Source organism: Pseudomonas sp. R1-18 (assembly GCF_051132095.1).
Lineage (GTDB): Bacteria > Pseudomonadota > Gammaproteobacteria > Pseudomonadales > Pseudomonadaceae > Aquipseudomonas.
Map to the genome: position 1 here is coordinate 2,182,174 of NZ_CP071658.1, position 22,260 is coordinate 2,204,433.

18 protein-coding genes are annotated in these 22,260 nt (G+C 63.0%); 3 read left to right on the forward strand and 15 right to left on the reverse strand.

What is annotated here, in order from left to right; all coding sequences use genetic code 11:
- Positions 1-461: 461 nt before the first annotated feature.
- From J3P77_RS10160 to J3P77_RS10175, 4 genes are read right to left on the reverse strand one after another with little or no spacing between them, the layout of a single operon-like run.
- Positions 462-1,685: an amidohydrolase family protein gene (locus J3P77_RS10160; RefSeq protein WP_434681470.1), complete on the reverse strand. Its 1,224-nt coding sequence runs from the start codon at positions 1,683-1,685 to the stop codon at positions 462-464.
- Positions 1,682-4,174, reverse strand: a complete 2,493-nt coding sequence (locus J3P77_RS10165) for a branched-chain amino acid ABC transporter ATP-binding protein/permease (protein ID WP_434681471.1) — start codon at positions 4,172-4,174, stop codon at positions 1,682-1,684. The genes J3P77_RS10160 and J3P77_RS10165 overlap by 4 nt, the downstream gene beginning before the upstream one ends.
- Entirely contained in the window at positions 4,171-5,040 is an 870-nt protein-coding gene (locus J3P77_RS10170) for a branched-chain amino acid ABC transporter permease (protein ID WP_434681472.1), read from the reverse strand. The genes J3P77_RS10165 and J3P77_RS10170 overlap by 4 nt, the downstream gene beginning before the upstream one ends.
- A 3-nt stretch (positions 5,041-5,043) precedes the next feature.
- Positions 5,044-6,237, reverse strand: coding sequence for an ABC transporter substrate-binding protein (locus J3P77_RS10175; protein ID WP_434681473.1), 1,194 nt, complete (start codon positions 6,235-6,237; stop codon positions 5,044-5,046).
- 241 nt (positions 6,238-6,478) lie between these two features.
- Here J3P77_RS10175 and J3P77_RS10180 point away from each other — a divergent pair, with 241 nt between their 5' ends.
- The gene (locus J3P77_RS10180; RefSeq protein ID WP_434681474.1) at positions 6,479-6,823 is read left to right on the forward strand and encodes a nuclear transport factor 2 family protein; all 345 of its coding nucleotides are present in this window, start codon (positions 6,479-6,481) and stop codon (positions 6,821-6,823) included.
- A 50-nt stretch (positions 6,824-6,873) separates the two neighbouring features.
- Here J3P77_RS10180 and J3P77_RS10185 read toward each other — a convergent pair whose 3' ends face one another.
- The 11 genes from J3P77_RS10185 to J3P77_RS10235 all read right to left on the reverse strand — a co-directional run bounded on the left by J3P77_RS10185 (position 6,874) and on the right by J3P77_RS10235 (position 18,649).
- On the reverse strand, positions 6,874-8,613 hold the full coding sequence (locus J3P77_RS10185) for an ABC transporter ATP-binding protein (RefSeq protein WP_434681476.1): 1,740 nt from the start codon (positions 8,611-8,613) through the stop codon (positions 6,874-6,876).
- Positions 8,613-9,560: an acetamidase/formamidase family protein gene (locus tag J3P77_RS10190; protein WP_434681477.1), complete on the reverse strand. Its 948-nt coding sequence runs from the start codon at positions 9,558-9,560 to the stop codon at positions 8,613-8,615. Before J3P77_RS10190 ends, J3P77_RS10185 begins: the two co-directional genes overlap by 1 nt.
- A gap of 70 nt (positions 9,561-9,630) precedes the next feature.
- Positions 9,631-11,238, reverse strand: a complete 1,608-nt coding sequence (locus J3P77_RS10195; RefSeq protein WP_434681478.1) for an ABC transporter substrate-binding protein — start codon at positions 11,236-11,238, stop codon at positions 9,631-9,633.
- Between the two features lie 26 nt (positions 11,239-11,264).
- Entirely contained in the window at positions 11,265-12,191 is a 927-nt protein-coding gene (locus J3P77_RS10200; protein ID WP_434681479.1) for an ABC transporter permease, read from the reverse strand.
- Complete coding sequence (locus J3P77_RS10205; RefSeq protein ID WP_434681480.1) at positions 12,191-13,039, reverse strand: ABC transporter permease; 849 nt, start codon at positions 13,037-13,039, stop codon at positions 12,191-12,193. Before J3P77_RS10205 ends, J3P77_RS10200 begins: the two co-directional genes overlap by 1 nt.
- Positions 13,036-13,620 carry an ANTAR domain-containing response regulator gene (locus J3P77_RS10210; RefSeq protein ID WP_434681482.1) on the reverse strand — a complete coding sequence of 195 codons (585 nt, stop codon included), beginning with the start codon at positions 13,618-13,620 and terminating at the stop codon, positions 13,036-13,038. The genes J3P77_RS10205 and J3P77_RS10210 overlap by 4 nt, the downstream gene beginning before the upstream one ends.
- Positions 13,617-14,762, reverse strand: coding sequence for a transporter substrate-binding protein (locus J3P77_RS10215; RefSeq protein ID WP_434681483.1), 1,146 nt, complete (start codon positions 14,760-14,762; stop codon positions 13,617-13,619). The genes J3P77_RS10210 and J3P77_RS10215 overlap by 4 nt, the downstream gene beginning before the upstream one ends.
- 338 nt (positions 14,763-15,100) lie before the next feature.
- A complete protein-coding gene (locus J3P77_RS10220) occupies positions 15,101-16,960 on the reverse strand; it encodes an ABC transporter ATP-binding protein (RefSeq protein ID WP_434681484.1) in 1,860 nt (619 codons plus the stop codon).
- 87 nt (positions 16,961-17,047) lie between these two features.
- Positions 17,048-17,470, reverse strand: coding sequence for a MarR family winged helix-turn-helix transcriptional regulator (locus J3P77_RS10225; protein ID WP_434681485.1), 423 nt, complete (start codon positions 17,468-17,470; stop codon positions 17,048-17,050).
- A complete protein-coding gene (locus tag J3P77_RS10230; RefSeq protein WP_434681486.1) occupies positions 17,460-18,338 on the reverse strand; it encodes an alpha/beta hydrolase family protein in 879 nt (292 codons plus the stop codon). The genes J3P77_RS10225 and J3P77_RS10230 overlap by 11 nt, the downstream gene beginning before the upstream one ends.
- A gap of 98 nt (positions 18,339-18,436) precedes the next feature.
- The gene (locus tag J3P77_RS10235) at positions 18,437-18,649 is read right to left on the reverse strand and encodes a hypothetical protein (protein WP_434681487.1); all 213 of its coding nucleotides are present in this window, start codon (positions 18,647-18,649) and stop codon (positions 18,437-18,439) included.
- Positions 18,650-18,888: 239 nt separating this feature from the next.
- On the opposite strand from J3P77_RS10235, the gene selA reads away from it, so the two are divergent.
- On the forward strand, positions 18,889-20,328 hold the full coding sequence (gene selA / locus J3P77_RS10240; protein WP_434681488.1) for an L-seryl-tRNA(Sec) selenium transferase: 1,440 nt from the start codon (positions 18,889-18,891) through the stop codon (positions 20,326-20,328).
- Positions 20,325-22,256: a selenocysteine-specific translation elongation factor gene (gene selB, locus J3P77_RS10245; RefSeq protein ID WP_434681489.1), complete on the forward strand. Its 1,932-nt coding sequence runs from the start codon at positions 20,325-20,327 to the stop codon at positions 22,254-22,256. The genes selA and selB overlap by 4 nt, the downstream gene beginning before the upstream one ends.
- Positions 22,257-22,260 lie beyond the last annotated feature (4 nt).

A 22,260-nucleotide genomic window follows, 5' to 3' on the forward strand; every position in this document is an offset into this window, starting at 1 on the left:
CGCCAGCAAGCTGGCTCCCACGCCCTTCGGGCAGAATAACAAGCGGCTTTGCGAGCACTCTGAGCTTCTGCCCGAAGGGCGTAGGAGCTGGCCGGGCGGCGCTCCGCTTGCCTGCGATCTGGCGCGAAGCGGCAGTAAATCGGGCGACTTCGGGCAGAGTCACAAGCAGCTTTGCGAGCACCCTGAGCTGCTGCCCGGGGGCGTTAGAAGACTGTTCCTCAAACATAGAATCTCCACAGTTCAGCAGTGTGCCGCAGCCCTGTGGGAGGCAGCTTGCTGGCGAACGGGCCGGTACAGTTAAAGCATTTTTGTCGCCTGTACCTGTCTCTTCGCGGACAAGTCCGCTCCCACAGGTCCAGGCCCAGTTTAGGTAAAGTACAGGCGCAGCTCACGTCCCTGCGGGAGCCAGCTTGCTGGCGAGGCGCTCCCACATGTTTGCAGGCCAGCGCCCCAGCCACCTCTTACAGCTTGAGCAATTTGCCGATCGGTCGATTGAACGTTTGCCGCCCGCCCTTGAACCCCATCACCGGTGCGGCTATCTCGGCAATCACCGCTGCAGGCGAGGGCGCGTCGAACACGATGAAATCGGCACGGCAACCTGGTAGCAGGCCGTAGTCGGTCAGTCTCAGCAGGCGTGCCGACTCGCTTGATACCCAGGCCAGGCATTGCAGCAACTCAGGCACGGTGCCCATCTGGCTGACGTTGGCAAACAGGTTGGCTTGGCGGATCAGCGAAGCATCGCCATAGGGCGTGAACGGGTTGCCGATGTTATTGGTGGACACCGAACAGGTCACGCCGCATGCATGCAGATGCGCCAGTGGCGCAAGCCCTCGCGGTTTGTTGTGAAACGCTTCGCGCCCCATCAGAAAAAGGTCCGTGGCGGGCAGGCATGTCACCTGCACGCCAGTCCGGGCCAGATGCAGCCCAAGTGCCGTCAGCGGCTCCTTGGGCAGGGTCGAAAGCTTGGTCGCATGGCCAATGGTCACGCGTCCGCCCCAGCCATGCGCTTGCGTGCAGCGTGCGACTTCCATGACCGTCATGCCTTCGGGGTTCAGATCGAAATCCAGGTGCAGGTCGAGATCGCAGTCGAAACGGGTCGCAAGCTCAAACAGCCGCTGGATCTGCCCGATCGGGTCATTGTCCATGTACGGGCAGCCGCCCAGGACCGTTGCGCCGCTTTCCAGAGCCAGACACAGCAGCGCTTCTGTACCGGGATTATTCAGCAAACCCTCCTGCGGGAACACGCATATCTCCAGGCTGATCGCCCACGCATAGTCAGCCTGCAGGCGGCGGATGGCATTGAAGCCAGTCAAGCCGATCTGCGGGTCCAGTTCGACATGGGTGCGCATGTGCGTCGTGCCTTGCATGATCGCCTTGTCCAGCACCTGAGCGCCGCGCCGGTAGACATCGTCTTCGGTGAACTCTGCTTTCGCCGCCCGGGTCTGGGCCACCGCTTCGGCCAGCGTGCCTTCATGCAGGTGGCAGCGATGCATGATGCAGGCCTTGTCCAGATGAATATGGGTTTCGATTAGCCCGGGCATTATGAGTTGACCCTGCAGGTCAAGAACCTCGCATTGACTGGCGGCCGGGCTCAGGGCGCTGACGAAATGGCCGTTCTCGACGTAGAGTTCGGTGTGGCCATTGCCGTCGCCAAGCCTTGCATTGATGATCTTAAAAGCAGTCATGCGCTGGCTCCCTCACCCAGGTAAGCGGCTGCCAGTTCCTTGTCGTTGCGCAACTCGGCGGCGCTGGCGGCTTTGACGATGGTCCCGGTTTCCAGCACATAGGCGCGATCAGCCACCTGCAGAGCCAGGTTGGCCATCTGATCGACCAACAGAATGGTCACGCCCTCATCACGCAACGCGGCCAGTGCGTCGTAAAGCTCGCCAATCATGGCAGGCGACAGGCCCAGAGAGGGCTCATCGAGCAAGAGGATCTTCGGCTTGGCCATCAGGCCGCGACCGACCGCAACCATCTGTTGCTCGCCCCCCGAAAGCAGCCCGGCCGGGTTGTCGATGCGGTCCCGCAGGCGTGGGAAACGTTTGAGGATCGCCTCGATTTCGGCAGCGGCATCGAAGGCTTCATCTCGCGAATAGCCACCGAGCAACAGATTGTCGCGCACGCTCAGATAGGGAAAAACCTGACGGCCTTCCGGTACCAGCGCAAGGCCTTTCGCGGCAATCGTGCTGGCGTTGGCCTGTTCGATGTTTTCGTTGTCGAGCAGAATGCTGCCGCCGCTGGCGCGATGCAGGCCGGCCAGGCATTGCAGGATGCTCGATTTGCCGGCGCCGTTTGCGCCAAGAATCGCCACCAGTTCGCCTGGGTTGACCAGCAGACTGACCTTGTCGACCACCGCTGAAGCGCCGTAATCGATCACCAGATCCTTGACGTACAGGCGCGCGTCGCGACTGCCATCCCAGCCCTGCGCGCGAGGCGTGGCCTGATAATCGGTTCCCCCCAGATACGCCGCGATCACCTGCGGATTCTGACGTACCTCAGCCGGAGGACCGGAGGCTATCGGCTTGCCAGCGTCAAGCACCAGCAAGTGCTCGGACACCGACATCACCAGTGCCATGTCGTGTTCTACCAGAATGACCGTCAGGCCGAAGTCCGCCAGCCTGCGCAGCAGCACGGCCAGATCGTCGGTGTCCCGACGACTGAGGCCGGCTGCCGGTTCATCCAGCAACAGCACCGCGGGCGCGGTCGCCAGGGCGCGGGCGATTTCCACCAGGCGGCGGTCCACGTGGGGTAAACCCTCGGCGGCAATGTTCACTTCGCCGCGATAGCCCACCAGTGCCAGCAGATCCAGCGCCAGGCTGTGCTGCGCTTCGGTCGCCAGGCTGAACGGCAGACCCAGACGACCTTTCTGCATCGCTACCAGCAGGTTATCGAGTACCGACATTTCGCCGAACAGCAGCGTGGTCTGATAGGTGCGGGCGATACCGGCGCGCGCGCTTTTCCAGGCGGGCAGGCCGGCCAGCGGCTGTTGCAGTTCGATCTGGCCGCTGTCCGGCGCGTAGAACCCGCTGATCATGTTCAGAACAGTGGTTTTCCCGGCGCCGTTGGGGCCGATGATGCTGGTGATACTGCCAGCGGGCGCATGCAGGCTCACGCCTTGCGCGGCTTGCACACCGCCGAAGCGAATGCCGATATCAGTAACCCGCAGCCCTGCGGACGGGCCACGGCTGCGTAAGTGCGCGGCGATGCGTTGCTGATCGATCTGCGTCGGCGGCAGCAGACGGGACGGTTTGACCCAGCGTCGGGCGAGGGCGCCCAGCAGGCCGTTGGGCGCGATCCACAGCACGATCAGCAGCAGTACGGAAAAGATCAGCAGACGATATTCGGCAAAATCCGACAGCAGTTCCGGCACCAGCACGATCAGCAGTGCGCCAATCAGCGGCCCGAACAGCATGCCGCTGCCGCCGACGATCACAGCCAGCACGAACAGAATCGATTGCGAGAACGGAAAGGACTCCGGGTTGATGAACATCAGCAACGGCGCGAGCAAGCCGCCCGCCAGCCCGGTCAAGGCCGCGGACAACGCGAACGCCAGGGTTTTGCTGATCACCGGGTTGAAGCCCAGCGACCGCGCAGCGATCTCAGAAGCCTTGACCGCACGCATCGCCTTGCCCCAGCTGCTGTGGCTCAGGCGCAGATAGAACATCAGCGCGCCGATCATCAGCGTGGCGGCCAACAGGGCCAGCAGAATCGCCGGATCGAGGCCGGCGAATTCCGGCAATGGAATACCCATCAAGCCATTGGAGCCTCCGGTTACATCCCGCCATTCGATCAGGCTGTGATGCACCACGAAAGCGAAGGCAATGGTGATCATCGCCAGATACGGCCCGCTCACCCGAAGCGCCGGGATCGCCAACAGCGCGCCAATCAGGCCCGAAACAGCACCGGCCGTTGGCAGGGCCAGCCAGAGCGGCCAGCCCGCCATGGTCAACAGCGCCGACACATAAGCACCGATCGCGTAGAAAGCGATATGCCCGAAGGAAATCTGCCCGCTCAGGCCAATCAGAATATTCAGGCCGACACCGACCACCGCCGCCAGCGCGCAGAGGGTGAAAACCAGTAACGAGTAGCTGTCCAGCGTGAATGCCATGACGCCGCAGACCAGAGCGAGCAGGGCAATGAATGCCGGAGCGGCCAGGGTTTTGATGTTTTTCATACTTTGACCAGTGCCCGGCTGCCGAACAGACCGTTGGGACGAATCGCCAGCGCCAGAATGACCAGCGCGAACGTGAATATCTGCGTGAATGCAGAGCCGAAGTACAACGTGATCAGCGCTTCAGCCAGCCCGAACAGCAGCCCGGCGGCGAACACGCCACCTGCGCTGCCGATGCCGCCGAGGATAGCCACCGCAAAGGCTTTGAGGCCGAACAACATGCCCATCTCTGCGTTGACGCTGAACAGCGGGGCAATAAGCAGGCCCGCCACCGCCGCGAACAGCGTGGAAACGGCAAAGGCGATAGCGACCACCCGGTTGACGTTGATACCCATCAGCATCGCCGCGCGGGGATTCTGCACGCAGGCTTCAAGGACCTTGCCCAGCCGGGTGTAGCGCCGCACCAGATACAGCGCCAGAGCAATGGCCGCGCCTGCCAGGGGAATCAGCATTTGCAGGGCGCCGACGTTGCTGCCGAACAACTCGATGTTCGCATTCACCAGGCTGCTCTCGAACTGGCGAGGCTCCTTGCCAAAGGTGAACAGCGCCAGGTTGTCCACCAGAATGCCGCCGGCCACTGTTGCCATCAGCCAGGCCTGTGAGCCGCGACTGTGGAACGGCCGCACCAGCCAGCGCTCGATCGCCAGGCCATACAGCGCGCAGAGGACCAGTGTCAGCGGCACCGCCAGCCACACAGGCCAGCCCCAGGTAATGCAAAGCGTGTAGCCCAGCACCGCGCCGACCATCATGGCGCTGCCCTGGGCAAAGTTGACGGTGCGCGAGACGACGTAGGTCAGGTGAAAACCCAGCGCCAGCAATGCGTACATGCTGCCCAGGCCCAGGCCAGTGATGATGGCGGCGGTGAACATGGCTTACTCCTGAGGCTTGAGCGGTACGATCTGGTCGTTGACGAAATGCGTGAAGATATAATCGTCAGGCCCCAGCGCGTCGTGTTTCGTTGCGCTGAACGGTTGCTTGTAATGCTTGATCAAACCGTCGTAGTCGCTGATTGCAAAAAAGCCGTCGCGTACCGCCGGGCCGTTGGTATTGCCGGCTTTCTGGATGGCTTGAGCCGCGAGGTGCAGCGCGTCATAGGCGTTGGCAATGCCGACTGCCGGCGTGACGTCAGCCAGCGTCTTGATCTGCGGATAAGCGGTTTTCAACGCAGCCAGCAGTGCGTCGCCCTTGGCGTTGTTGTGTTCGGTGAATACGTAGGTCTGGACGAAATGCACCCGGGAGGCATTCGGACCGGCCAGTTCGCCGAAGCGACCACCGGCCGGACCCCAGTGAGACACCACCGGCACGTCCCAGCCCATGCGGTCCAGGGATTTGACGACCTGCGCCGACGGCCCGACGTTGCCGACCATCAGCAGGGTGTCCGCACCGGCGTTCTTCAGGCGGGTCAGTTGCGGCACTACATCCAGATCACTGTCTTGGATGCGTTCGACGCCGGCATTGGGCAGACCGCGTTTTTCCAGGGCGCGCTTGAAGCCCGCCTCGTTGGATTCGCCCCACGGGTTGTTGATGAGGATCATCCCCGGCTTTTGCATGCCGTTATCCACGCCGTATTTCACCAGCGCCTCATCCACCAGCTCATCGACCGCTGAGACCCGGAACACGTAATTATCGGCTGCGCCGTTCTCGGTGATTTTGGTGCCTGCGGCCCAGATGCCCATGAACGGCACTTTCATCTGATTGGCCAGCGGCACAATGGCCAGGGAAACCGGCGTATCCAGACCACCAAACAGCACGGTGACTTTTTCTCGCTGTACCAGTTCGCGCGCCGCGAGCATGCCCTTGGACGGGTTGCTTTCGTCATCACGACGCACCAGCTCCAACTGACGCCCGAGCACGCCGCCGCTGGCGTTGACTTCGTTGATGGCCATGGTCAGGCCGCGAGTCAGGGCTTCGCCGGATTTGGCCGACTGGCCGGAAAGGGCGGCTACCAGACCGACCTTGATAGGCGGTTCGGCCGCTTGCGCGCCACCGAACATTGCCATGTGGAGCGTGACTGCCGCAGCCACGGGGAACAGCAGACGTTGCAAGTTTGGAAGCCGGAAAGCCATAGTGAATTCTCCTGATTGCTAGCAGTTGCACGTTTATTGCTAGCAAGTAGGATGCCAGTCACGGCCGCCTTGAAAAGCGCAGATTTATCGCCGTACGAGCGCCGTTTTACGCGCCAGTTTGAGGCGGATCGCACCATGTAGAGGCATTTACAGCCCGCCTGATTATTCTCTAAAGAGGGATTTACCGATGTTTGAAGCAAACGCAGATGTACAGATTGTTAGCAATTTTCTTGAGGCTTCGATGGCTCCGGATCCAGTCCGCGCCGCGACCTTCATGAGTGACGATGTGAAGATCACCTTCACGGGAGGGCGAGCGATGCCCGATCCGCAGGCAATCACTGCGTTCAACGGTTCACGCTATAAGTGGGTCAAGAAACAGCTGGGGAATTTCGACTGGATGGATCGTGGCGACCACACGGTGGTGTATTCCACCGGAACCCTGTTCGGCGAATGGCCGGATGGTCGCAGTTTCTCGGGCAATCGCTATCTGGATCGCTTCGAAGTACGTGACGGCAAGATAACCCGCATGGACGTCTGGAACGACAGTGCCGAGTGGCTGCTGACGCCGGAGATTGCCAAGGACTGAATGGGCCTGGCAGATACTTGTGGGTATCAGCAGCTGGCGCCGCGCCTGATTCACTCCACCGCCACCCAGTGATCGCTCGCCACGGCAGTGAATCGCTGGGCAGGTGCAACGAACCCGGCCTGCTTGATCGGGTCGGGACGCTCCAGTTCCTTGAGCAGGCTTTTGAAGTCACGCCGGCGACCGACCTGAGGCACTGGCACTGCCGCCAGCAGGCGTTGGGTGTACGGGTGCTGCGGGTTGTGCAGCACCTGGTCCCGCGCGCCGATCTCGACGATGCGGCCGCCATACATCACCGCGACCCGATGACAGATCCGCTCGACCACCGCCATGTCGTGAGAAATGAACAGATAGCTCAAACCGTGCTCGGCGCGCAGCCGCTCAAGCAGGTCCAGTACCTGCGCCTGCACCGAGACATCCAGCGCCGACACCGACTCGTCGGCAATGATCACCTTGGGGTTGAGCGCAAGGGCACGGGCGATGCAGATTCGCTGGCGCTGGCCGCCGGAAAACTGGTGCGGGTAGCGCTCCATGGCTTCGGCCGGCAGATCGACCTGTCGTAGAAGTTGCGCGACTCGCTCGCGACGTTCGGGTTCAGGCATGTGGTCGTGGATCGACAGCGGCTCGCCCACCAGATCGAATATGGTCTTGCGCGGGTTGAGTGCGGCGTAAGGGTCCTGGAAAACCATTTGCACGTTACGCCGCACTCGTTGCAATGCGTCCGCGCGCAGCCCGTTGAGCTCTTCTCCCAGCAGCTTGACGCTGCCCTGGTAGCTCAGCATGTTCATCAACGCCTTGCCGGTGGTGGACTTCCCGCAGCCGCTTTCGCCTACCAGGCCCAGGGTCTCGCCCTGGCGCAACTCGAAATTCACACCTTCCACGGCATGCACCGAGCGCGGAGCTGCGAACCAGCCCTGGCGCATGGCAAAGCGCACGGTGAGGTCCCGCACCGCCAGCACCACTGGAGGCTTGTCCAATACCGCGGGCGGTGGAGCGCTGCCGAGTACCGGTACGGCCGCCAGCAGTTTGCGCGTATAGGCCGCCTGGGGCATGGTGAAAACCTGGTGCAAGGTGCCGCGCTCTTCCATGCGGCCCTGGTTCATCACCACCACCTCGTCGGCCATCTCGGCAACCACACCCATGTCGTGGGTGATCAGCAGCAGGCTGGTGGCGAACTGTTGCTGCAGCTCGCGCATCAGTTCAAGGATCTGCGCCTGAATGGTCACGTCCAGCGCCGTGGTCGGCTCGTCGGCGATCAGCACCTGCGGCTGGCACAGCATGGCCATCGCAATCATCACCCGCTGGCGCATGCCGCCGGACAGCTCATGAGGGTACTGCGTGAGGCGTTTGTCGACCTGCGGCATGCGCACGGCGTCGAGCATGTCCCGGCAGCGCTGGCGGACTTGATCCCGGCTCAGGGCCTCGTGCCGACGCAACGTCTCGGCCAGTTGCCGGCCGACGGTCATCAGCGGGTTGAGGGAGGTCATCGGCTCCTGAAAAATCATGCCGATGCGCTTGCCACGCAACGCCTGCATTTCACGTTCCGGCAAGCTCAGCAGATCGCGGCCATCGAACAGGATGGCGCCACCCGGGACGCTTGCCGCCTTGGGCAGCAAACCCATGATCGCCAGCGACGACAGCGACTTGCCGCTGCCCGATTCGCCGGCAATGCACAGGGTTCGGCCCGGATGCAGTGCGAAGCTCAGCTCTTCGACCACTCGCCGGCGGGAAGCGCCGCCGCCGACATCAATGTTCAGTCGCTCCACTGACAGGCTGGGCAGATCGTCAGGCATCAGTTGAATACCACCTTTGGAAAGTAGAACGACACCACCCAGTTGGGCAGGTCGACGATCTCGCTGATGCGCAGATCCCCGCACACCGAACACAGCATGTAAGCCTGCTCGGCAGGCATTCCGTGCTCGCGACACAGCCAGTCGATGGTGTTGGCGACAGCCTGGCGCGCGGCCTGCATCAGGTCGGGGCCGATGCCGGTAAAGGCTTCGTAGCCCGCGCTGTCCAGATGGCGGGTCACCGGGCCCGGGGTGCTGAAACGTGGGGTCGCAAGCGGCGTCTGCTTGATCAGATCGAGCTTGACCACCACATCCATTGCGCTCTCGATCGCCGTGCCACACACCTCGCCATCGCCTTGGGCGGCGTGGGTGTCGCCGATGGAAAACAGCGCACCGGCGACTTCCACCGGCAGGTACAACACACTGCCGGTCGCCAGGTCACGGATGTCCAGGTTGCCGCCCACTCGGCGCGGCGGCACGATGGAATGAAGCCCGGCCTCGGCCGGCGCGACGCCGACAGTACCGGCGAACGGTTTGAGCGGGACCTTGGCGAAGTCGCCGAAAGCCGCGGGCGCAAGGCTCTGGGTGTCGTAATGCCAGAGGGCCAGGGCTGGCGCCTGGAACTGGTCCGCCAGCAGGCCGAAGCCGGGAATATTGGCGGTCCAGCCGAAGCCGCCAGGCTTGAAGCTGTCCAGCGTGATCTTGAGCACGTCGCCGGGCTCGGCACCCTCGACGTAGATCGGGCCGGTCACGGGGTTGATCTGATCGAACGGCATCACGCTGACATCGGCAACCTGCGATTGGGCCGTGAAATAGCCGTTCGAGGAGTCCCGGCAGTTCATTTGCAGGGTACTGCCGGGCGCCACGCGCTCGACGGGTGTGAAGCTATGATCCCAGCCGAAGTGGCTGTTGACGCTGTGAATCGTCTTGACCAGGCAGTTCTGGCACATGGGTCATTCCTCTTTGCATTGGGGCTATGGCCTGCTCCGCAGCGCTTGCCGGGAGCAGGCCGGAGCGGGATCACTTCACCCAGATGTAGTCATAGTTGACCGGCACATGCACCGGGTCGACGTACAGCGCATCGTCGCCGCCCATGCGCTTGGAGCGCACGGTGAAGCGTTGCTCGTTGAAGACCGGCACCCACGGGGCGTCCGCCATCGCGTCGGTGAAGATCGTCTTCCAGGCTTCGGTGCGTTCAGCCTGCTGTTCCGGGCGCGCCATCGCATCGGCCTTGGCCGCGCGCTCATCCAGCGCCTTGTTGCAGTACAGCGCCCAGTTCCAGCCGCCCTCGACCGCGCCGCTGCAGCCAAGGATCGGGCCGTAGAAGTTCGACGGGTCCGGGAAGTCCGCGATCCAGGCCATACCGCCCGACCACACCATGGGCGCCTGATCCTTCGAGCTGCCGGCGGCAATCACGTTGGCCTGGGCCAGCGATTTGATCTGCACGCGAATGCCAACCTTGGCGAGATCCTGCTGGATGGACTGGGCAATACGTGGCTGCGGGTCGGTATTCATCACGTAGAGCTCGGTGTCGAAACCTTTGGCCATGCCGGCGTCGGCGAGCAGCTTTTTTGCTCCTTCGACGTCGTAGGCGAACCCTTTGTATTGCGGGTCATAACCTGGCATCGCGGGTGGCAGCGGCTGATTGGCCGGCACCGCCCGGCCGTTGATGATGCGCACGATGCGCTCTTTACTGATCGCCATGTTGACGGCCTGCCGAACCTTGAGATTGTCGAACGGCGGCAGGGTCGTTTTCAGAGTCACGTAACCGGTCTGCAACTGATTGCCGGTCACCAGCAGCGGTTTGGAGGCCGGGTCGTTCTTGAACTGCAGGAACTGCGCCGGCGGCACGCCGTCTCCCGCGATGTCGACCTCGCCCTTGTTCAGGCGCAGCAGCGCCACGGTAGGATCCTGGCCGATCTCGAAGGTGATCTTGTCAACGTACGGCAGGCCTTTCTGGAAGTAGTCGGGGTTCTTGACCAGCTCGATCTTTTGCCCCAGCTTCCATTCGCCCAGGCGGAAGGCGCCACTGCCGACCGGGTGCTTGCCAAAGTCGGCGCCCCACTGATCTACCGCCTCTTTGGGCACGACCGAGGCGAAGTTGATGGCCATGATGTGCAGGAACGTCGCGTTCGGCGCGCTGAGGGTGATGGTCAGGTTCTGGTCGTCTATCACCTTGATCCCGCTCAGGGTCTGGCTTTTGCCAGCGGTCATGTCTTCATAGCCCGCGATCGAGCTGAAGAATCCGGCGCCGGGGCTCTGAGTTTTGGGATTGACCGCGCGTTCCAGCGAGTATTTGACGTCGCCCGCGACCAGTTCCCGACCGTTCTGAAACTTCACTCCCTTGACCAGAGTGAAGCTGTAGACCAGGCCGTCGGCGGACACGCTGTAGTCCTGCGCCAGGCTCTTGACCAGTTCGGTGGTGCCCGGTTTGTAATCCATCAAGCGGACAAACAGGCTTTTGATCATCGACCAGTTCTGCCAGTCGTAGCCGATGGCCGGGTCCAGCGTCGCGACATCGTTCTGATAGGTCACCACCAGATTGCCACCGCTCTTGGGCGTATCGGCCCACAGCGGCGTGGTGAACAGCGTGGCCGCCACGGCCAGGGTCAGCGCTTTGATTTTCATTCTTGTGCCCCGTTGTGTTGATGGATTCAGTGCTGCTTGATATCGATGCGCGGGTCCACCAGCGGGATCACCAGATCCGCCAGCAGATTGCCGAGGACGATGGCGACTGCGCAAAGCGTGGTCACGCCGACGATGACTGGAATGTCCACTTGCTGAATGGACTGCCAGGCGAGCTGGCCGATGCCTGGCCAGCCGAACACCGACTCGACCACCACCAGCCCGCCCATGAATACCCCGATGTCGATGCCGATCATGGGAATCACCGGCACGATGGCATTGGGCAGCACGTGCACGAAGATCACCCGCGCGCGGCTCAGGCCTTTGGCCCGCGCGGTGCGGATGAAGTCCTGATGCAGCACTTCGATCATCGAAGAGCGCACCATGCGCGCGTACCAGCCGCTGCCAAGCAGGCCGAGGGTCAGCGCCGGCAGCATCAGATGGCTGGCGCCGCCGTAGCCGCCCAGCGGGAACCAACCCAGCTTTACCGCGAAGAGGTACAGGAACAGCATGGCGGCGATGAACTGCGGCGCCGACACGCCGACGAACGAAAACGCCATGAGCAATTTGTCGGCGAAACTGTCGCGCTTGAGCGCGGCAAGCGTCCCTAGACTGATGCCGATCAACAGCTCGAAACCGATACCGACCGCCATCAGCTCCAGTGAGGGCTGGAGGCGCGCGCCAATCAGCTCACTGACGGCGGTGCGCTGGATGTACGAACGGCCCAGATCGCCCTGCAGCAGATTCCACAGATAGCCGACGTATTGCTGGTAGAACGGCTGGTCGAGGCCAAGCTGCGCGCGGATCGCCGCCACGACTTCGGGCGTCGCGCTGCGCCCGGCGATCTGCCGTGCAGGGTCCGCGGGCAGCAGGAACAGCAACAGGTAGGTGATGAAGGTCACGCCCAGCAGAATCAACAGCGCATAACCGATCCGACGAAAGATGAAAGGCAGCATCAGCGGCGCCCCTTGAGTGTGGGGTCGAGTTCATCGCGCAGGGCGTCTCCGACCAGATTGAACGCCAGTGACAGCAGGATGATCGCCGCGCCGGGAATGAACACCAGCCAGGGCGCGGAGGTGAAGTAGGTCTGGCTTTCGAAAATGATGTTGCCCCAGCTCGGTGTGGGAGGCTGCACACCCACGCCCAGATACGACAGCGTGGCCTCCAGCAGTACGGTGGTGGAAATGCCGAGCGTCGCCCAGACCAGAATCGTCGGCAGCAAATGAGGCAACAGGTGCGAGAACAGGATGCGCAGCGAACTGGCGCCCAGGGTGCGCTCGACAGCAACGAAATCGCGAGCACTCAGCGCCACGGTTTCGGCGTAGATGACCCGGGCGATCTGCACCCAGTTGACCATCGCGATCACCATCGCGACGATCCACACGCTGGGCTGGAAGATCGCCGAAAGGGCGATTGCCAGCAGCAGGGCAGGGAACGCCATCATCAGGTCGGTCAGGCGCATCAGCACGCTGCCCGTCCAGCCGCGCACGAAACCTGCGGTCAATCCCACAAGCGTGCCGATCAGCACCGCAAGGCCGTTGGCCAACAGGCCGATGAACAGCGAGGTGCGTGCACCGTAGATGAGGCGAGACAGCAGGTCGCGACCAAGCAGGTCGGTGCCCATCCAGTACGGCGTGGAGGGGGCCAGTGGCGCGCCTTCCATCGACAGACCCTCGACGAACTGCTCGTCGGGGTCGAATGGGCTCAGCCACGGCGCCAGCGCCGCCACCGCAACCACGGCCAGGATAAACAACAACGACAGCGCCACGACCGGCCGACGCAGCAATGCTTTGAATGTGTTCATGCGCGGCCCTCATCGCGCGTCGCCAGGATGTCCACGCACAATGCTTCGATGGGGCGGTTGAGCTGCATCGACAAGCTGCGAAGCCGCTCGTAGGCAGATGCCTCGTCGATGTGCTGAGTGACCATCAGCCTTGCAAGCGCCTGGCCCAGTAGCGGGCGCATCGCCAATCGCTGCTGCAGCACCGCGAGCTGTTCGGCGTCAGCACGTTGTCGGTCGCGCAACCCCACCGCCATCATCAGCGTGGTGTAAATCGACCCTTGGCTGATGGGTTTGTTGAGCAGTGCCGTGGCGCCCAATTGCAGTGCCCGCTGGATTTGCGACAGCGTTTCGTGGGCGGTGAGCGCCACAATCGGAATGCTGGCGGCGTCCAGCGCCTGCACGGCCCGCGGGCTGGCGAAATGCTCAATCTCGATGATGGCTGCAAAACAGCCACGGGTATCGCAGGGTGCATCGCACCGCAGCGCCTGCGCCTGAATCCCCAGGCGCTGCAGACTTTTACCCAGGCTGGCCTGGCTGCGCTCATCGCAGTCGATCAACAGCAGGTGGCCCTGATCAAGGGCCGGAAATGCTCGTGCTTTCATTTGACGATCCTCAAACGCGGTGCCATTGCGCCGTGCCGCTCGACCACGCTGGCGTGCAGATCCGTGGTAGTCAGGTAAGGGTCGGCCGTGACCGGTTGCGCGGCCGAATGCAGGATGTGGAAGCGACCCTCGCGCAGTTCCGCGATGTGGCTGGGAAGGGCGCTGTGGTGATTGCGCGCTGATAGGCTCAAGGTACCGAGAACGCTGTCCATGGGGTGACTGAACAGGTGCTCGCAGATGGCCGCGGGCGAGGCGTCCGCACATGCCTGCAATGCATCGGCGAACAGCCATAACGCAGCATAGGCGCTGGTGTAGTAGTGCGAACAGCTGCGCGGGCCATGGCGTTGCTGGCGTTGGCAAAACGCCGGATTCGCGCTTTCGAAAAACGGGCCGCAGGACAGCAGCCGCAAGGCGTGCATCGGCCCCACTGCGTCGAGTTCGGCCTCAGTCAGGTTGCAGCTCAGCACCGGCAGGCGTAGCCCTTGTCCGGCGCAGGCGCGATCCAGCTGCTGGAGAAAGGCGTAGGACGACTCGCCGACCAGGTTGTTGAGCACGAACGCCGGTCGCTCCTGCATCAGGGTTTCCGTCAGCGCTTCAAAGCCGGTTGCGCCCAGATGCCAGTACCTCTCACCCAGAACCTCGGCGCCGTTGGCCTCCAGCATCTCGCGGGCGATGCGGTTGCTTTCCCAACCCCACACATAGTTGGAGCCCAGCAGAAACGCCCGCCGCCCGAACTGCTTGAGGGCGTAATGCAGCAAGGGCAGCAGCGTCTGGTTGGGGCAGCCGCCCAGGTACAGCACGCTTTCGCTGCTCTCATAGCCTTCGTAAGGGCTGGAATACCAGAGCAGGCCGCCATGCTGATCCAGGTCAGGAATGATTTCCTTGCGACTGGCCGACAGTGTTGTGCCGAAGATGTGCCTGACTCCGGCACCGAGCAGCTGCGCCACACCGCTGTTGTAGGCCGTTGGCTCGCCTTTGGGGTCAGCGCAGATGGCCTGGAGGCGGAAGCTGTGGCGAGCCTCGGCGTTGATCTCCACCAGCGCGTCTTGCAACCCGTGCAGAGCGCTGCTGCCCATGCGCCGATAGGTGCCTTGGGTGGAGAGCAAAAAGCCGACTGGGACCACGGGGCGAGAATCCAGCATGATTTTCATCCAAAAAAAAGCCTGATCCACCCGGCAATGGGTTGATCAGGCTTCGATACCTGGCGCATTCGATGGCGCATGTGTGGGCGAGACTTAAGGAGCGAACCCCGGCTTGCCGATGTGACTATAGCTATGAAATAAGCGTGCCAATCGTGAAACAGCTGCCGGGCACGGTTTTACCAGCACCCGACGGACCGAAACGCCTCGCGATGGGGCGGCCCGCCTGTTCATCGCTTTATAACAGAGCACACGTTGGGCTGCGTCAAGCGCACTGACCCGAGGACCAATCGCTGCCGACGCGACCGCCACGGATCCTCGGCCGCTCCGATCCCTCACGCTCACGCCTGCTCCAGAGATTCGGTCACCCCCTGATCTTCACCGAGGAAGCCGCCGCTCTGGTGCTGCCACAGCCGGGCATAAGTGCCGTTCTTCGCCAGCAGTTCGCTGTGAGTGCCTTGCTCGATGATTCGCCCGTCGTCCATGACGATCAGCCGGTCCATGGCGGCAATGGTGGACAGGCGGTGCGCGATGGCGATTACGGTCTTGCCCTTCATCATTTCGTCGAGGCTTTCCTGGATGGCCACTTCGACTTCCGAATCCAGGGCGCTGGTCGCCTCGTCGAGCAGCAGGATCGGCGCGTTCTTGAGCATCACCCGGGCAATCGCAACGCGTTGGCGCTGGCCGCCCGACAGCTTGATGCCGCGCTCGCCCACCAGGGTGTCGTAGCCGGAGTGGCCCTGCCGGTCGCTGAGCTGGCTGATGAAACCATCGGCCTGGGCGTTGGCCGCTGCCTGGCGGATCTGCTCGTCGGTCGCATCGGGACGCCCATAGGCAATGTTGTCGCGAATGGAGCGGTGCAGCAGAGACGTATCCTGAGTAACCATGCCGATGGCGCTTCGCAGGCTGTCTTGCGTGACTTTAGCGATGTCCTGCCCATCAATGCGGATCTCACCGCTGTCCACGTCATAGAAGCGCAGCAGCAGGTTGATGAGCGTGGATTTGCCCGCGCCGGAGCGGCCGACCAGACCGATTTTTTCGCCCGCCCGGATGCTCAGGCTCAGACCATTGAGCACCTGGCGTTCGCCGTTGTAGTTGAAGCTGACATTGTCAAAGGTCACCGCGCCGCCGGAGGTCACCAGCACACCTGCGTCCGGCGCGTCCTGCACCTTCGGGCCGCGGGTCAAGGTTTCCATGCCGTCCTGTACGGTGCCGATATTCTCGAACAGCGAAGTCATCTGCCACATGATCCAGTGCGACATGCCATTGATCCGCAACGCCATGGCGGTGATCGCCGCCACCGCACCGGTGCCCACCTGACCCTGATGCCATAGCCACAGCGCATAACCGCCGGCTCCCATGATCAGCCCGACCACCAACGCCTGATTGACGATCTCGAACTGGCTCACCAGCCGCATCTGGCGAAAACCGGTCTGCTTGAAATCTTCCATCGCGGCGCGCGCGAAGTGCGCTTCACGCCTGGAGTGGGAAAACAGTTTCACCGTGGTGATGTTGGTGTAGGCGTCCGAAATACGTCCTGTCATTGATGAGCGCGCGTTAGCCTGTTCCTGGCCGACTTTTCCCAGCCGGGGAACGAAGTACGACATCGCCAGCCCGAACAGTGCGACCCAGGCAATGAAAGGCAGCATCAGTTTCAGGTCGAAGCCGCCCGCCAGCGCGATGATCGCGATGAAGTACACCCCGATTCCCGGCACGATCTCGATGATCGTGAAGAGCACTTCGCGCACCGACAGTGCGGTCTGCATGACCTTGGTAGTGACCCGGCCGGAGAACTCATCGGAAAAGAACGAAAGGCTCTGCCGCAGCATCAGGCGGTGGAAATCCCAGCGCAGCCGCAGCGGCAGATTGATCGCCAGAATCTGGTGCTGCACCATCGTGCGCAACGCCACCAGCCCGATGCTGGTCAGCAAGACGATGCCGATCCCCCACAGCACGCGGCTTTCCTGCCCGGTTACATCGCCGCCTGCCTGCCATGTGGAGAGCAGGTCCACGACTTGCCCAAGGAAGGAAAACAACCAGGCTTCGTAAATCGATACGGCGGCGCTGAGCAGCGCGAATGCCAGGATATATCCACGCGCGCCCCGCGTGCAGGCCCAGAGGAATCGCCCCAGGCCATCGGGCGGCGGCGGTACTTCGTCAGGCGGGAAAGGGTCGAGGCGTCGTTCGAATGCGCCAAGCATAGTGATCTCCAAAACGGTGCGGTTCGGGAGATTCTGCCATTGAAAGGCAGCTTTGAGGGTTTTCCAGGCCACGGCGTACGGCGCTGATCATTGGCAACGCCGGCACACAGCGGTCAGCCACCGGGAAACGACTTCCAGCTCGGTGTCGCTGAAACCCTCTGTCAGCCTTGTATTCAACGGGCCCAGTTCGCTTGTCGCTTGCTGTGCCGCTGCTCGGCCCGCGTCTGTCAGCCAGAGCCGGTAGCTGCGCCTGTCATGTTCATCGACCCTGCGGTCGATCAGCCCCGAGCCGACCATGCGATCCGCCAGCCCGGTCATCGCCGACGGCGCGATATCCAGGGCCGATGCCACTTCGCCGCTCAGCGCGCCGTCCTGGGCGCGAATCACAAACAAGGCCCCGGCCTGCGTTGCGCTGATGCCCGCTGTGTTCGACACATGCCGCTTGATATGCCTGGCCAGATTCTTTTGCGCGGCATTCAGCAGGTAGATGTAACGACGGTCATGCTCCATGGCGATCACCCGGCAGTTTGCTATCCATCCAGCGTGCCACCATTGGCCACAGGGTGTCTGCATGTCGCTGACGGAAGAATCCCATATGGCCGACAGGCGACCCGTCACTGTCAGCAGGGCTCAGCTGGCGTCGCTCGACGCTGCATCCGGTCAGGTGTCCCATCATCAGGTCGATGGCGGGTGCCGGTGCCCAGGGATCGTCATCGAACCCCAGTGCCAGCACCGGCATCGACGGCCGGGCAAATCTGGCGGCGGCATTGACCGCGGGATCATCGAAAAAGTAATGGCGAAGGCTCGTCCAGCGCGACCATTCGCGCATGACATTCGCGGGCAAGTCCTCTCCGATACCCAGACTGCGGCCCGGAACGTACCCGAACACCTTCGCGGTGAGAGGGCCGACGACCTTCAGGAGTATCGCGACTTTCAAACGCTCCAGGCCCGGCCTGATAAACCTCAGACAACCCGCTTGCGAGCAGACGGTGACCGCGGCGCTCAGTCTGCTGCTGCTTTGGCACAACCCGATTGCGTGACCTCCAAAGCTGTGTCCTACCGCCAGATGGGCAAGGCCTGGATAGCGCTGAGAGACCCATTCGGTCACCCCTTCGACGTCGTTATCCGCCCACGATGTGAAGCCGGACGCCACCTCTCTGGGGTGCGGTCCATCCCGGCCAACGCCTCGGTAGTTGTAAGTGACGACCGCAAAGCCGTGCTCCGCCAGAAACCGGGCAAAGGGGAAATACATCCGCTCGGTGACCGCCGTTGCCGGATTGATCTGTACCACTGCCTTGGCGGGGCCCGTTGCTTCATGAACGGTAAGCTCAAGCGCCGTTCCATCAGGGCAGGTGGCGGTGTGTTTCGTAGGCGTCATGATGATATTTCGCATGTGAAATAGAATACTTAACATGCGAAACATCTCTGTATCAAGCCGTATCTGTTGCCGAAGCGAGGTGGTGACAGGGAGGTAAGTCAGATCATCGCTTTAAGGCTGGCAGCGCCACTGATGGCGAGTTTCAGGAAGATACCCAGCCATTTTTGCAGAAGCGCCAATGTGTAATGCGGTTTGTAGCTGAAGTGCCCGGCGGCGGTGAGGGGTAATACCCAGAACAGAAGCGTGGTAATGGAGCGTTTTCTGATGGTTGATTTTACGAGTCTCTTGGTGAACCTAAAAAGCTTGAACACTTTCCTTCCTGCAGATTGAGGGATCTCTGTTTGACATGTGCGGCGTAGCTGTTGAAGGGAGCAGCGTTTTACACCGTTCGTCGCGTCCGGGGAATCGCAAACTCGACCAACGGTGCGGGATTTGTCGCTGGCGCCTGTATGAGTCAACCCTGCTCGGCAGAGCGGCTGGGGCAGCAATGTTCGTTCTGTGCCCAATCTTCATCTAGTCTCTTGTCCAGCCAGTCAACCAGGCCATGGACATGAAACCCGACAACCTTTCCCCTGCGGTGGTGACGCAAGGTCTGCGTCTGCCATCGGTCGATGCTCTGCTGCGCAGCGCTGAATGTCAGCCGCTGGTACAGCGCTTTGGTCGTAGCGCGTTACTCGCCGCACTGCGCGCGCTGCTCGATGAGTTGCGCGAGCCGGCGCGCCTCGGGCATCTGCAAGCCGTGGAGTTGAGCGAGGCGGTGCTGGCCGGGCGTGTCGGCGAGCGGCTTGCTCAGCGTCATGCGCCAAAGGTACGCAGGGTGTTCAATTTCACCGGCACCGTGCTGCATACCAACCTGGGCCGGGCGCTGTTGCCTGACGAAGCCATTGAGGCGATCACGCTGGCGGCGCGCTATCCGATCAATCTGGAGTTCGATCTGGCGACCGGCAAGCGTGGCGACCGTGATGACCTGATCGCCGGGCTGATCCGTGAATTGACCGGCGCCGAAGCCGTGACAGTGGTCAACAACAATGCCGCGGCGGTATTGCTGGCCCTCAATAGCCTGGGTGCCCGCAAGGAAGGCGTGATCTCGCGCAGCGAACTGATCGAAATCGGCGGCGCGTTTCGGATTCCGGACATCATGGCCCGGGCTGGCGTGAAGCTGGTGGAGGTGGGCACCACCAACCGCACCCACGCCAAGGACTACCAGAGCGTCATCAGTCCGCGCACCGGCTTGCTGATGCGTGTGCACACCAGCAACTACAGCGTGCAGGGCTTCACCAAATCCGTGCCTACCGACGAGCTGGCCCGTATCGCCCATGCGCACGACCTGCCGTTGCTGGAGGATCTTGGCAGCGGCACCTTGATAGACCTGACTCGCTGGGGTCTTCCGGCCGAACCGACGGTGCAGCAAGCGTTGGCGTGCGGCACCGATCTGGTGACGTTCAGTGGCGACAAGCTTCTGGGCGGGCCGCAGTGCGGCATCATCGTGGGTCGACGCGAACTGATCGAGCGAATCAAGAAAAACCCACTCAAGCGCGCGCTGCGCGTGGACAAGCTGACGCTCGCGGCCCTGGAAGCCGTGCTCAATCTGTATCGCGATCCGGATCGCCTGGCCGAGCGGCTGACATCGCTGCGACTGCTGAGCCGACCGCAGGCGGACATCCAGGCCCAGGCCGAACGGCTTGCGCCATTGCTGGCGGCGCGGCTGGGAGAGCGCTGGGACGTCAGCGCCGTGCCGATGCCGGGCATGATCGGCAGCGGCGCGCAGCCTGTGGCGCGGCTGGCCAGCGCGGGGTTGTGCGTGCGGGTCTTGCAGCCCAAGCGGCTGCGCGGACGGGCTTTGCGGCAACTCGAAGAAGCGCTGCGCGGCTTGCCGATTCCGGTCATCGGCCGCCTCGCCGATGACGCCTTGTGGCTGGACCTTCGGCAACTGGACGACGAGGCGGCGCTGGCGGACCAGTTGACCGGGCTGGCGCCGGGGGCCTTGTGATCGTTGGCATGGCCGGCCACATCGATCACGGCAAAACTGCGCTGCTGCGCGCGTTGACCGGGGAGGAGGGCGACCTGCGTCGCGAGGAGCGTGAGCGCGGCATCACCATTGATCTGGGGTATCGCTATGCCGATCCGGGCGCAGGGCAGAGTGACGGGGCGTTGACCGCTTTCATCGACGTGCCGGGGCATGAGCGCTTCGTGCATAACTTGCTGGCCGGTGCCTTTGGTATCGACCTGTTGCTGCTGGTGGTGGCCGCCGATGACGGAGTGATGCCTCAGACCCGCGAGCATCTGGCCATCGCCGAGCTGGCCGGCACGCCGCGGGCGATCGTCGCAGTAAGCAAGGCTGACCGGGTCGACGCCGACCGCGTGGCGCAGGTATGCGCGCAGATCACCGCGCTCATGGCTCCCGGCCCGCTGGCTGGCGCACCGCAATTCATCGTTTCGAACCTGAACGGAGAAGGGATTGCCGAGCTGCGCCGCGCGCTGGCCGAGGAAACCGGTCGGCTGCACGCCCGGCAGGCCGATGGCTACTTTCGCCTGGCCGTTGACCGCGCCTTCAGCGTGGCCGGTGCCGGCGTGGTGGTGACCGGCACCGCGCTGGCCGGGCAAGTTGGAGTCGGTGATGAATTGTTGCTCAGCCCGTGCGGACGCAAAGTGCGGGTACGCGGCCTGCATGCTCAGAACCGAAAGGCGCAGCAGGCTCGGGCCGGGCAGAGGGTCGCGTTGAACCTGGCCGGCGAACGACTGACGCTGGATCACGTACGACGTGGGGACTGGCTGATCGATCCGTCGCTGCATGAACCGACCAGCCGCATCGACGTCCGGCTGCGGCTGCTGCCTGGTGAAGCACGAGCGTTGAAGCACTGGACGCCGGTGCACGTGCACATGGGCGCGCAGGACGTCACTGGCCGGGTCGCGTTGCTTGAGGCCGAAACGCTCGAACCCGGCGCCAGTGCGCTGGCGCAACTGCTGCTCAACGCGCCGACTCATGCGGTGCACGGCGACGCGCTGGTTATCCGTGACCAGTCGGCCCAGCGCACGCTGGGCGGCGGTCGGGTAATCGATCCTTATGGACCGGCGCGCCAGCGTCGCGCCGCCGGGCGCGCGGCGCAGTTGAAAGCGATGACCGGCGAGGGGCTCGAAACAGCGCTGCACGAGCTGCTGCGCAATGCGGTGAATGGCCTCGATATGGCGCGGCTGGAGCGCCAGTTCAACCGTCCGCGCGCAGGCTGGACGCTGTCGGCCGACGTTCTCCAGATCGATACGCGCCTGGGCCCTCGCTTGTATGACCGGGCCCTGTGGCAACAGTTGGGCGAGCGACTGAGCGCCGGTCTGCAGCACTTTCATGAAGAGCAGCCGGACGAACTCGGCCCTGATCGCGACCGCCTGCGCCGTTACGCTTTGCCGGAGCTGGAGCGAGCGCTCTTCATTACTCTGCTCGAAACGCAGCTGGACGAAGGTCGTATACAGGCCAGCGGCCCATGGTTGCATATGCCCGAACATCGGGTCAGTCTCAGCCCCGACGAGCAGCAGTTGCATGAGCGGATCTGGCCGCTGCTGGAACAGGCCGGGCTGGAGCCGCCCTGGGTGCGCGACCTCGCCGGTGTCACGGGGCGCGCCGAAAGCGAGGTGCGCCTGCTGCTGCGCAAGCTGGCGCGGCTCGGGCTGGCGCATCAGGTGGTCAAGGATCTGTTCTATCCTCAACGCACACTGGCTCGGCTTGCGCTTCTGACCCAGGAGCTGGAGGCACGCGACGGAGCCATTCATGTCGCGGCCTTTCGTGACCTGATCGGTATCGGTCGCAAGCGCAGCCTTCAGTTGCTCGAACATTTCGACCGGGTGGGCCTGACCCGACATGCGGGTCAGGGCCGCCGCATACGCCCCGATAGCGCCCTGTTGATGCCTTGGGCGGGCGAGGGGTAAACCT